Source organism: Occallatibacter sp., assembly GCF_049802275.1.
GTDB lineage: Bacteria > Acidobacteriota > Terriglobia > Terriglobales > Acidobacteriaceae > Telmatobacter.
On record NZ_JBARMD010000200.1, the window covers coordinates 1 to 12,464 of the forward strand.

General features: G+C 52.9%; 9 protein-coding genes and 1 pseudogene. 9 read left to right on the forward strand and 1 reads right to left on the reverse strand.

The window, feature by feature from the left end:
- The first annotated feature begins 92 nt into the window (after positions 1-92).
- From WA354_RS06655 to WA354_RS06670, 4 genes are all read left to right on the forward strand, one after another.
- Positions 93-884, forward strand: a complete 792-nt coding sequence (locus WA354_RS06655) for an FkbM family methyltransferase (RefSeq protein ID WP_472812230.1) — start codon at positions 93-95, stop codon at positions 882-884.
- Between the two features lie 11 nt (positions 885-895).
- Positions 896-2,203 (forward strand): glycosyltransferase family 4 protein, encoded by a 1,308-nt coding sequence (locus WA354_RS06660; protein WP_472812222.1) that lies wholly within the window; start codon positions 896-898, stop codon positions 2,201-2,203.
- Positions 2,204-2,286: 83 nt separating this feature from the next.
- On the forward strand, positions 2,287-3,405 hold the full coding sequence (locus tag WA354_RS06665) for a glycosyltransferase family 2 protein (RefSeq protein ID WP_472812223.1): 1,119 nt from the start codon (positions 2,287-2,289) through the stop codon (positions 3,403-3,405).
- 171 nt (positions 3,406-3,576) lie between these two features.
- Positions 3,577-4,386, forward strand: a complete 810-nt coding sequence (locus WA354_RS06670; protein WP_472812224.1) for an FkbM family methyltransferase — start codon at positions 3,577-3,579, stop codon at positions 4,384-4,386.
- A gap of 94 nt (positions 4,387-4,480) precedes the next feature.
- On the opposite strand, the gene WA354_RS06675 is transcribed toward WA354_RS06670, so the two are convergent.
- A complete protein-coding gene (locus WA354_RS06675; protein WP_472812225.1) occupies positions 4,481-6,157 on the reverse strand; it encodes a hypothetical protein in 1,677 nt (558 codons plus the stop codon).
- Positions 6,158-6,685: 528 nt separating this feature from the next.
- On the opposite strand from WA354_RS06675, the gene WA354_RS06680 reads away from it, so the two are divergent.
- The 5 genes and pseudogenes from WA354_RS06680 to WA354_RS06700 all read left to right on the forward strand — a co-directional run.
- Entirely contained in the window at positions 6,686-7,903 is a 1,218-nt protein-coding gene (locus tag WA354_RS06680) for a glycosyltransferase family 4 protein (protein ID WP_472812226.1), read from the forward strand.
- A 146-nt stretch (positions 7,904-8,049) separates the two neighbouring features.
- A complete protein-coding gene (locus tag WA354_RS06685) occupies positions 8,050-9,789 on the forward strand; it encodes an asparagine synthase-related protein (RefSeq protein WP_472812227.1) in 1,740 nt (579 codons plus the stop codon).
- 25 nt (positions 9,790-9,814) lie between these two features.
- A complete protein-coding gene (locus WA354_RS06690) occupies positions 9,815-10,789 on the forward strand; it encodes a glycosyltransferase family 2 protein (RefSeq protein ID WP_472812228.1) in 975 nt (324 codons plus the stop codon).
- Positions 10,790-10,943: 154 nt separating this feature from the next.
- The gene (locus tag WA354_RS06695) at positions 10,944-12,134 is read left to right on the forward strand and encodes a hypothetical protein (RefSeq protein ID WP_472812229.1); all 1,191 of its coding nucleotides are present in this window, start codon (positions 10,944-10,946) and stop codon (positions 12,132-12,134) included.
- A 17-nt stretch (positions 12,135-12,151) separates the two neighbouring features.
- Positions 12,152-12,464 (forward strand): annotated as a pseudogene (locus WA354_RS06700) (asparagine synthase (glutamine-hydrolyzing)); the annotation flags it as partial.

Here is a 12,464-nt window from a genome sequence, read left to right on the forward strand (position 1 = left end):
AAGTTATTCAATATAAATGAGCTAGGTGGTGAGGACACATGTTCACAACGAGATTGAATAGCTCGCTGCGGAGCCGGCTGAAATCTTCGTCGATGCGCCGCATATACTGGGCTCTCGCAAATAGGGATGCACTCTCCTCAAACAAGGAAGAGGAGAGCTTTTACCGCAACCTGCTTGTAGGCCTCGGGCGGAACGACATCATTTTTGATGTGGGTGCCAACGGGGGCGCAAAGACCGATGTTTTTCTGAGACTTGGCGCATGCGTGGTGGCCGTAGACCCGGATGATACCAATCTGTCGATTTTGCGGGACCGATTCCTCCGATACCGTTTGAGACGGTGTCCGGTCGTTCTCGTAGGCAAGGCAGTGAGCGACAAGAACGCAGTCGAAAGAATGTGGATCGACGGTCCCGGATCAGCTGTGAATACCCTTAATCGAAAATGGGCCGATCACCTGAAAGAAAACAGCAAAACCTTTAAGTATGAGCACTACGGATTGGATTTTTCCAGCAGCAAATCTGTCGAGACCACCACAATTGAAGATCTGATCGGGATTCACGGCGTGCCTTTCTTCATCAAGATCGACGTAGAGGGCTACGAGTTGAACGTGCTACGAGGGATGCGTCGTCCTGTGCCGTTTGTCTCGTTCGAGATCAACCTGCGAGTACTGAGAAAAGAGGGTGTTGAGTGCGTCCAGTTGCTGCGCGCACTGAAGCCCGATGGCGAGTTCAATTACACGCCAGATTGCTGTTCAGGCCTGGTTTTACCGGAATGGCTCAAGGATGAGGAATTTTGCGCAGTACTTGAATCGTGTGAGGATGAAACGATCGAAGTATTCTGGAGGAGCAACTGCGGTGTTCAGCGCACTCCAAAGGCCACCGCATGAGCAGAACTTCTATGAGCCGGTTACGAATTTTGCTTCTGGCGCCGGACATAAATCCGGAGTCGATCAGCATGCCGTATGTTACGTATTCTCACGCGGCGGCACTTGCTGAACTCCATGATGTCGCTCTGGTGATTGGATCGCCGAGCGAAGGCCCGGTGCGTCGCGCCAAGTCACCATTCCGCTCTATTGAAGTGGTCCACATGCCGTTGCTTGATCGCTTCCGCGCATGGACAGTGCGCGAGATTTTCAAACACAATTACTATACTCAGGTTTTGACCGCTTTCAATTATCCGTTTTCTCTTGCATTCGAATGGCGTGCATGGAGACAGCTTCGGAGACGCATCGCTGCAGGCGAGTTTGATGTGGTCCTGCGGGTGATGCCGATGACACCCTCGCTGCCGAGTCCGTTCGCGTTCTTTCTCCGCAAGGGTCCAATACCCTTCGTGATCGGGCCTTTGAATGGGGGGTTGCCGTGGCCGGCCGGATTCAGTCAGCTGAAAAGCCAGAAGGAATGGATTTCAAGCCTGCGGAATTTCTATCGGCTCCTTCCGTTTGCTCGATCCACGTATCGTAATGCTGCCGCGATCATAGCGGCGTCATCGCAAACCTATTCTGAGTTTGCGGTGTACTCGGACAAGCTTTTCTTTGTGCCTGAGCCGGGAATTGCACGCTCACTCTGTTCTTCTGATTCGCGAGATCCTCAACCCGGGTCGAAAGCCGAGCTGGTTTTCGTGGGTGGGCTGGTCCCGCTGAAGGCTTGCGACCTGGCCTTGCGCGCGGCAGCTCCGATACTACGCAACAACACTGCCCGGTTTACTGTGATCGGCGATGGACCGGAGCGTGGACGTCTTGAGCAACTTGCGAAAACCCTCGGCGTCGAGGACTCTGTGATTTTTTGTGGTTGGCTCAGCCATGCGGAAGTCCTCAAGAGGATGAGAACTGCGGATATCTTTTTGTTTCCATCTGTTCGTGACAATGGTGCAGGTGTAGTGTTTGAGGCTCTTGCGTGCGGAGCTGTACCGGTCGTGGCCGACTTTGGCGGTCCGGGTGACATCGTTCATCCAGAAGTAGGTTTCAAGGTTGCGCTTACTGATGAGTCCGACATGGTAACGCAAATGGAGAAGATACTGACAGAACTCGCGCAGAATCGACAGCTCCTTCAGCGTTTGCGACAACAGGGGATGATTTACGCCAAAGAGCACCTGACTTGGGAGGCGAAGGCGCGAGCCACAACTCAAGTCTTGCATTGGGTGCTCAGGCAAGCACCGAAACCCGTTTTCCTGCCCCCGAAGATGCTGCACCTGGAGTACTTGAGCTAAGCAGCGGGAATTTTAGCTAAGCCCGGTGGCAGTGGACCCGAGTTCGCTGACCTTCAGCAATCTAATTAAGTTGGCCCCGACAATTGCAGAACGCACTGCCGGGAGAACTGGCATTCACTTTAAATTGTGTCCCTCGCTCCGGTGATGGCGCTCTTGGCAACCTCATGAGAAACATCTTGGCAAAACCTATGGTATCGATTCTCATTCCCGCATACAATGCGGAGCCGTGGCTGTGCGATGCTCTGCGCTCAGCAATCGCTCAAACGTGGGAACCAAAGGAAATCATTGTTGTCGACGATGGTTCGACGGATCGAACGCTGCAGATAGCCAGGAAATTTGAATCTGAGCAACTGCGAGTTGTTGCGAACGAGCATCGGGGGGCAGCTGCAACTCGGAACAAGGCCCTCGAGTTGAGCAAGGGCGATTACATCCAGTACCTTGATGCGGACGATGTTCTGGCTGTAGACAAGATTGAAAGACAGATGGAGGCTTTGGGTGAGAACCCTAACAAGCGGATCCTAGTGTCTGGCTGTTGGGGGAAGTTCCTGTACCGCTATTACCGGACTAGTTTCATTCCGAGCGCTCTATGGTGCGATCTGTCCCCGGTCGATTGGCTTGTGCGGAAAATGCAATATAACCTCTACATGCAGACCGCGACCTGGCTCGTTAGCCGTGAGCTGGCGCAGGCGGCGGGGCCATGGGATACAAGGCTGTTAGGAGATGATGACGGAGAATACTTCTGTCGGGTTCTATTGGCCAGCGAAGAGGTTCGATTCGTTCCGGATGCCAAGGTCTATTATCGCGAAGCAGGCCCGAATAGGTTGAGCTACATCGGGCAATCGGAAAAGAAGATGGCCGCCCAATGGCTCTCAATGGAACTGCACATCCGGTATATCCGGTCGCTTGAAGATAGCGAGAGAGTTCGTGCTGCATGCGTGAACTACCTGCAGAATTGGGTAGAGTTTTTCCATCCCGAGAGGCCAGATCTTATAAGCCGCGCCAGCGAGATGGCCGCGAGCCTCGGCGGAGAACTAAAGTTTCCAACCCCATCCTGGAAGATATTGGCGCTTTCGGCGCTTTTCGGCGAGAAACAGGCAAAGGGAGTCCAAGTGCTTATAACTCGGGTCAGGTGGTTCCTCAAACGATGCTGGGACAAGACCCTATTTCAGTTCGAGTCCCGAAAGGTGAGGGAAAGTCTCTGAGGTGAATGTCTCTCAACTGTAAGATCATTGAGCGCCATTGAAGACTCGCCTGGTCGCCTCATTCTCTCCTCAATCCGGGCGGACTGAAGGATGCGTGTTCTGAGAGCAGGGTCGCGGCATCATCAATGGACGAAATGAGGGGTGGCTGAAATCTTGAAATCGAGGACAAAATTGAAGCACGGCATATACAAGCTACTCAACAGACCTGGCTTCAGATCTGTTCTGGCGGCGTCTGCTGGCTGCATGGCAACTGTTCGAACAGGAAAGCTATGCAAGGTGTCTTATGAAGGCGAGTGGGTTCAGAGATTTCCATCGGCCACGCTTGTCGAACCGAGGATAACGCTTTGGACGCCAGAAAGAATCGAGAAGTCGACTTCTAATTTCTTTCTATACAAGTATGTTCCCAGGGAGGGGCATACGATCGTGGATGTCGGCGCCGGCACGGGATGGGAGACATTGATCTTTTCGAAAAGTGTGGGCAACTCCGGTCGTGTCGTCTCGATAGAGGCTCACCCCAGAACATTTCGCTGTTTGTCGAAGGTGTGCGAAAAGAATGGACTAAAGAATGTCACGCTTGTTCAAGCTGCGGTGGGCGATCAGGAACGAGAAGTACAAATCAGCGATTCTAACGAGCACGAAGCAAACAGCATTATTGGAACTGGTTCGGGAGTTAACGTGGTGGGAACGACGCTGGATTCGCTGTTCCGATCACTTGGTTTATCGCACGTCGATTTCCTGAAAATGAATATAGAGGGCGCGGAGAGGCTTGCGCTTCCTGGCATGAAGGAAATGGCGAAGAAAACGAAACATGTTTGCATCGCATGCCATGATTTTCTGGCCGACGAGGGCGGCCCGGATGAGATGAGGACGAAGGCAGATGTCATCCGCTTTCTGAAGGAGAATGGCTTTACCGTTTTCCTGCGCGAAGATGGTTTTTTCCAAAACTACGTTTACGGGCTGAATGAAAAATTTGCAGGCTAGCAACTGAGCGGGCCTACGCAGTGCTGCCCGGGTTTATAACCCGGGCAGCGCTGAAGGACGATCAAAAATCGAACATGCAGTTCGTATTATCTGTTTAATCGACCGAGGAGACGAGACCCGTTGGCGGAGGAGGAGTATTCGATGACGTTGAATTGCCACCGACCAGCGGATGCGGATATGTGTAAGGCTGGTATACCGCTGTCCACGTGTTTGGCGCCGTGCAGACGTATAACTCGCCGTTGCCTGAGTTCGCATCGGTCGCGAAGTACGCTACGCCATAAGATCCGGTGGGACTGGTTCCGTATGTGCCTCCGGGTCCAGCCGTGCAGGTTGCGGGCCGCGAAGCAGCCAATCCGAAGCCTGTTCCGGTTGCTCCGGTGAAATTCGCGTTATCGACAAAGACATCCCTGTTCTGTAAAGCGGCGCTGCCCCCAATGGTGACTTGCGGGGTTCCGGACAGCGAGTTCATCCACTGATAAATCGGTTCAAGATACTCGTGAGGCCACGCAATCGTTCCGGTGGCGGAGTTGAGGGCGTTCGGGAAGTTGGCTCCATTCAGCGCTTGTGTTCCCTGACCTCTTCCTAGTCCGTCGATGCATGGGTAGCCGGTTCCCGCGTTAGAGTTCCCGTCCCACGCCGATCCCACACCGTTTACCGATCCAGTGTTGGGATCGGTGGTGCTTGATCCGCAGAATCCCCACCCGCTTGGCGTAGCCGTTTGATGGTGCTCTCCATCGTTTCTTTCGTAGCCATAGCCCGAGAACAGGGCCGTGGCGTGACTCAGGGTGTTCCCCCAGGTCAGCGACGTTCCTCCGTCCGCGCCGATCATCGCGCTCCCTGAACCGGCGATGTTGAAGTAGTCGTGATATACCTCGTAGGCTCTGCATCCGCGCACCCTGCCCCCGTTTTGCTCAGTGGCGTGCGAGTGAATCCATGATGAGGATTGGGAATTACTGTTCAGGGTGTTGTAGCGGCTCACGAATGTTCCGGATGTTTCGCAATCGCCTTCAAGCCCTCCGTTGAAGACGTTGCTCTCCATGAATATGAAACCCGAAGTCCCGAATCCGGTCTTCGCTGCCCACGAGCCATCCCCATAGCCAAGCGAGTCATTGCAGGTATTCGCGACCATAAACCCTTGGACAACACTCCCCGAATCGGTTGTGCTGGCGCTGTCGAAAACGTTGTGATCTATGACTCCGGTAGTGCAGCCGTTGATAGCGCCTGCCCACGCCCCATTTCCGCTGGTGGTCGAATTAAAATGATCATGGTCGAACCGTATCTGACTGGTGGCGCTATTCGAGTAGAACAGAAGCAGCCCTTGACCCTTAACTGCTCCTGATCCCCCTTGGATCGTGATGCCGGTCAATCTAACTAGAGGATTAGAACTGGATGACGATCCGTTGATCTGCCACACGCCAAAACCGCCGGCAATATTGTCCTGAATAACCGTCGAGTCTGTGGGCGCGCAGGAGTAGGAAGAGGTGCCAGCCGCGCCTGTGCAGTTCACGGAGGTACTACCCTTAATCGTCAGGTTAGTAACTGCCGGTGGGACAGTGTAGGTCAACTGGCTAGTCCATGCGGCAGTACCGCCCGGAATATTGACCACGACCGTGGAGTTGGTGTTTCCACTCGACGGGAGTGCAGCGAGGACATCAGACTCGGCAGGGCTCGCGGCGTTGCAGGTGGAAGAGACGCAGGACTGCGCGGACGCAGGGAGACGAAGACCGAATACACAAGTGATGATGAAAATGATGGCGAATTGTTTCTTCATGGTGGAGCAGACTCCTTTATTAGCACCAAAGTGCTTCACAGCAACACCTCTGGGGGATTGCGAATCCTCCGGAAATGCGATTAAAAATACCGGGTACGTTTGTCTTTGAGGATAGTACTCAAGGGACAAAAGTGGTACACCAGTCGGATTTGGGGTGGTTACTAGGGTTACTGCGGTTACTGGGAGGAAGAGTACTGGAGGGTACCCTAAAAAACATGGGTAAAAGATGTCGCAAGCTACGAAGAATCAATGATTTACTCCAATATTCACTGCCAAGGCATTAATCTAAAGTAGTTTCAAAGCGGGAAGTAAAATGGTGCTTCCCAATCAGGCCAGACCCGAACGAATCAACGGCAAAGCCAAAATCCCGGTGTTCTATGGGTGCTCGAAGTTCATATTGTCCCGTGGATTGGCTTCAGAATAGCACACTGGCGGCGGCGCACAACGGGGGCAATGGTGAATTTCCTTGGGAATCAAGCCGGCGCTATCTCTCACCCCTGTTGAAAAGGAATTCAAGAACGCAGCCGTATGAAGAATCGAATTTCACCGCTCAAAATAGCTTTGTTTACGGGAGGGATTGACAGGCACTATGCCTGTGGGTTGAGCCAGTCATTGGCATCACTGGGAATTAATGTGGATATGATCTGCAACTCCGAGATGGACACTCCTGAATTGCAGGAGTGCGGCAACGTAAGGCTTCTTTCGTTTTACGCAACGCCGCAACGCCGTCACAATAAGTTGCAAAGACTTCTGGCGATCTTTGGGGCGTATGTTCACCTTCTCTATTACGGCGCCGCCTCGTCTGCGCCGATCTTTCACATTCTCTGGAATTACAAGTTCCCGTTCTTCGATCGGACCCTGCTTCTCATTTATTACAAGATGCTGGGCAAGCGGTTGGCTTTCACTGCGCACAATGTAAACGCGGGAGAACGGGATGGATCCGACTCTCTTCTCAATCGAGTATCGCTGCGTACGCAATATCGGCTTGTCGATCACATTTTTGTGCACACTCAAAAAATGAAAGATCAACTGGTGGAGACCTTTGGCGTGCGTGAAGAAAAGATCACGATCATACCCTTTGGAACGTACGATATGGTTCCGCAGTCGACATTGACATCTGCGGAGGCGAAGCAGCGTTTGGGGCTGCAGGAGCCGAATCGAACAATTCTCTTTTTTGGGCGGATCACTCCGTACAAGGGCGTCGATCTGCTGGTGGACGCATTTACGCGACTCGCAGTTCAGGATCGAAACTATCGCCTCGTGATTGCAGGTGAGCCAATGAAGGAGTGGGAGCAGCAGTGGCAGCAGGTATCGCGGAAGATTGAACAAAGCGAGATCCGGGAGCAGGTGGTTCAGCACGCACGGTTTATAGGAGACAATGAGATTGAGCAGTACTTCAAGGCAGCGGATGTGCTTGTTTTGCCATACACCCAGATTTTCCAAAGTGGTGTATTGTTCATGGCTTATAGTTTTGGCCTACCAGTGGTAGCCACTGACGTTGGATCGTTTGGTCGCGACATTATTGAAGGGAAAACCGGATATGTATGTCACCCAAATGATTCCGGAGATCTTGCCAGAGTCATTGAGAAGTACTTTTCAAGCGAACTGTTTCAAACTCTTGAGGATCAGAGAGGCCGAATCAAGGATCTTATCCAAGCTGCTCATTCGTGGGATATCGCCGCGCGAAAGACGGGTGATGTCTATGCGCAGATCTCGCGGCACAAAGAGTTACAGTACAGCACTTAGCTTTCATCAATGCGTCCCAATGCGGTTTTATCCAGGAACCGCTTGCGCTTAACGCCCCCAAGATTCCAGGAGATTTAAGTTTGCCCGGTTTAGTTGGAATTATCACCAAGCGACCCAAAGCTTGGGCAGAAGATGAATTGTGCGGCATGCTCAAAACCATGCAGCATGAGCCCTTTTATACTTCTGGTGTCTGGAGCGAACCCTCCCTCGGCGCTTATGTGGGCTGGGTAGCGCGACGGGGTGCCTTTGACGCATCGATGCCGGTGCAGAACGAACGGAAAGACGTCACCCTTGTCTTCTCAGGAGAGGAATTCCCAGAGAACGGCATTGTTCAAGCGCTGCGAGTGCGTGGGCATGAAGTTGCGGATGAGGCGGCTTCTTACCTGGTTCATCGTTATGAAGTGGAGCCAGATTTTCCGAAGCAGTTGAATGGCCGATTCCACGGTTTACTCGCAGACAGATCGAACGGCACAACTAAGCTTTTCAATGATCGTTACGGTCTGCAGCGCCTTTATTTTCACGAATCCGATGATGCGTTCTATTTTGCGGCCGAGGCCAAGGCGATCCTCAAGGTCTGCCCTCAACTGCGTGCTACCGATCCGCGAAGTGTTGGAGAGTTCATCGTATGCGGTTGCGTGCTGGAAAATCGGACGCTGTTTCCTGGCATCAGTGTTCTGCCGCCCGGCTCTTCATGGTCCTTTCGAAACGGCTCACTGGAAAAGAAAGGGCAATACTTCCATCCTTCAGAATGGGAAGACCAGGAGCCTCTTGCGGCCGAGGAGTATTTCAACAGCCTGCGCGACGCGTTCACTCACAACTTGCCGCGGTATTTCAAAGGACCGGAAAAGGTTGGCGTGTCGCTCACGGGCGGCATGGACACACGAATCATCATGGCGTGGCATAAAGCCGAGCCAGGCTCACTGCCTTGTTACACATTCGGGAGCATGTATCGAGATAATGAAGATGTAAAGCTCGCGCGCAAGGTCGCGAAGCTTTGCAATCAGCCTCACCAGGTGATAACGACCGGCGAGGAGTTTCTTTCACGATTCGCACACTACGCGGAGCGCACCGTCTATCTTACGGATGCATGCGTCGATCTTGGCCGGTCTCCAGACCTGTATGTAAACGAAAAGGCTCGGGAAATCGCCCCTGTGCGGATGGTTGGAACTTACGGGAGCGAGATCCTTCTTCAGGACGTGATGTTCAAGGCTGTTCAGCCAATGAGCGGTCTTTACCGTTCAGATTTATCGCCATGGCTTCAGCAGGCCGAGTCCACTTATCACGCTACTCTGCAAGGCAACCAGTCGACGTTCGTGGCATTTCGCCAATCACCCTGGCACCACTATGGGGTCCTTGAGCTTGAACAAACGCAGGTGGCAGTCCGCACACCTTATCTCGACAATGATTTGGTCAAGGCTGTTTACAGAGCCCCAAAGATAGTAAATCTGAATCAGGACTGCAGACTACGCCTCGCAAGATGCGGAAATCCGGAGCTAGCTTCATTGCGCACAGACCGCGGCACGCCGGGCCTCAATAGTTACATTACGCGAGCCGCGCTCCAATTTTCATTCAAGGCTGAGTATGCTTACGATTACGGGATGCCCCAATGGCTTGCATCTCTTGATCATGCTTTTTCCTTTGTTCATTTCGAGCGAATGTGGGTAGGGCGACACAAGATTTTCCATTTTCGCCCCTGGTATCGAGATTACCTGTCGCAATATGTTCGCGATATGCTGCTCGACTCGCGATCTCTCTCGCGCCCGTATCTAAATCGGGATGCAGTGACGAACATCGTTACACGACACTTGAACGGGACCGGTAACTACACGATCGAGCTGAACAGGCTCCTGACACTGGAACTGACCCACCGACTCTTCATCGATTGAACACCGCACCGCCAAAAGGTGATGAATGCAGTTAACGGCTTCAGACTTACCGTACGTTTTGATCACACCCGCTCGGAATGAGGGTCAGTTCATAGAGAATACGATTTTCTCTGTGGCGCAGCAGACAGTCTTGCCGGCGAAGTGGGTGATTGTGAACGACGGTTCGACAGACGACACTGGCGCTATTGCTGCTCGCTGCGCGGCTAAATTCAACTGGATCGAAATTGTTGATCTTCCGATCAGAAAGGAACGCAACTTCGCGGCGAAGGTGTATGCCTTCAGAGCGGGGCAGGAGCGGCTGAGCGGAATTGATTTCAAGATTATTGGAAATCTCGATGCGGACGTTACTCTCGATCCGAAACATTTCGAGTTCCTGATGAATAGATTCCAGGAGGATCCTGATCTAGGGGTTGCGGGGACTATTTTTCGGGAACCGGGATACTGCTCAGAGACCGACAGCTTTGAAGGCCAGAACTATGTTTCAGGCCAGTGCCAGATATTTCGTCGTGAGTGTTTTGAAGCGATCGGTGGCTACCAGCCTAGCAAGGCCGGTGGCATTGACTGGATGGCGGTCACAACTGCGCGCATGATGGGATGGAAGACACGGTCGTTTCGCGAGATGTGCTTCTATCATCATCGCGTTCTGGGCACTGCGGAAACGAGCAAGATCGGCAAGAGCTTTGCATACGGCAAGAAAGACTATTACATGGGAGGACACCCCCTGTGGGAGACGGTCCGCTGCAGTTATCAACTGCTGACACGGCCGTATGTGATTGGTGGAGTGATGCTCTTCGCCGGATATTTCAGCGCTTTGCTTACTGGCGAAAAACGGATTGTTTCCGATGATCTGATGCGTTTTCATCGCCACGAGCAGATGATGAAGCTGAAGGCAATCCTCTTGTCGATCGTCAGGTTCAAGAAGATCGACGGTTTTGGGCTGTTGCCGGTCGCGCAAGGTACTCGGACCGCACAACGAACTGCGGATCGTGTTCAGCAATGACTCCTCGTCAGTTCGAGAGAGTGCCGCAGTAGATAAATCGGCCAACGCCATAACTGGAAACTGGATGATTATGAGCATCGAAATCGAAAAGGAGCTTCCGCTACGTAAAAGCAGGGGCGCCGATGACCTTCCTCTGCAAGAGACGAGGTCGGCTGTGTCAAGGTTTATCGCATGGCTGGACAACCACGGCGAGCTGTCATACGACTTTCAGTCGTATTATTCGGGTGAAGTGGGGAGGAAAGCGAAGCGGCTGTACTATGAGCGTCCGAGGCTTGGGACGCTTGCGGTTATGCCGATCATATTCTCAGAGGCATTTGTTCCGTCCGCGAGACGGCTATTCTGGAAGCCACAACGGATTCCAATCGGCGACGCGCATTACGCGATGGGCTTTGCATTCCTTGTTGAGATGTCAGCACAGGATCGCTATTACCAGCGGGCGCGGCACTTCTTGAATGTACTGGAAGAGACCCGCTGTCCGGGATACGAGGAGTATTGCTGGGGATATCCATTTCACTGGGAGACGCTCCTGGGCACGATTCCGGCCGGAACCCCGCTGATTACCACGGTTCCATATGTATTTGAGGCATTCCAGCAGGTTTACCGTATCGATGGCGACGATAGATGGCACCGAGTAATGCGGTCCATTGCGCGACACGCTTTGAATGATTACAAGGACATTCCGACATCCGCAACGGCCACGACCTGCTCCTATACGCCATTTCCTGAACACTCTTTGAGTGTCGTGAATGCCAATGCGTATCGGGCCTATCTGCTGACAAACGCCGCTATTGAATTCTCTGAGAGTAAATACAGAGACGCAGCCCAGCGGAATCTGAACTTTGTGCTTGAAGCGCAGAACGAAGACGGCTCCTGGTTCTATGCAAGAGACGGTAAGCGTTCTTTTGTAGACCACTTTCATACGTGCTTCGTAATGAAGGCTCTTGCAAAGATCGAAGCGCTAACCGGGAACACGGACTGCACTGCCGCGATTGATTGCGGCGTGGCTTACTATACACAGAATTTGTTTGATGAAGGCGGCGTACCAAAACCATTTTCGCGGGCTCCTCGGCTGACCGTCTATCGGCGTGAATTGTACGACTACGCAGAGTGCATCAACCTGGCTGTGCTACTGCGCGGACGCTTTCCAAAGCTAGATCGCCGTGTGGCTTCGTCGCTGAACGAGATTCTTGCTCGCTGGCAAACGCCGGAGGGATCGTTTCGCAGCCGGCAACTCTATCTTGGCTGGGATAACACGCCCATGCACCGTTGGGCATCGTCGCAGCTGTTCCGAAGCCTCTGTTTTCTGCTCCGAGCGAATGGTGACGGGCAGACTTCAAACTCCTGAAGAAGAAGGGAACACACATGTGCGGAATTTGCGGCAAGTTCAACTTTCTTCATAAGGAAGCAGCGGTCGATCGTCGCGAACTTGAGGAGATGGCGGGAGCCATTCGGCATCGTGGTCCTGACGACGAAGGATATTTTCTCGACGGGGCACTGGGATTCGGGTTCAGACGCTTGTCCATCATCGACCTTGAGGGTGGGCATCAACCCATGTCGGATCAGGAGAAGACGACATGGGTGGTGTTTAATGGCGAAATTTACAATTTCAAGGAGTTGCGCGCGGAGTTAGAAAGCCATGGCCACGTGTTTCGGACGCGGTGCGATACGGAAGTAA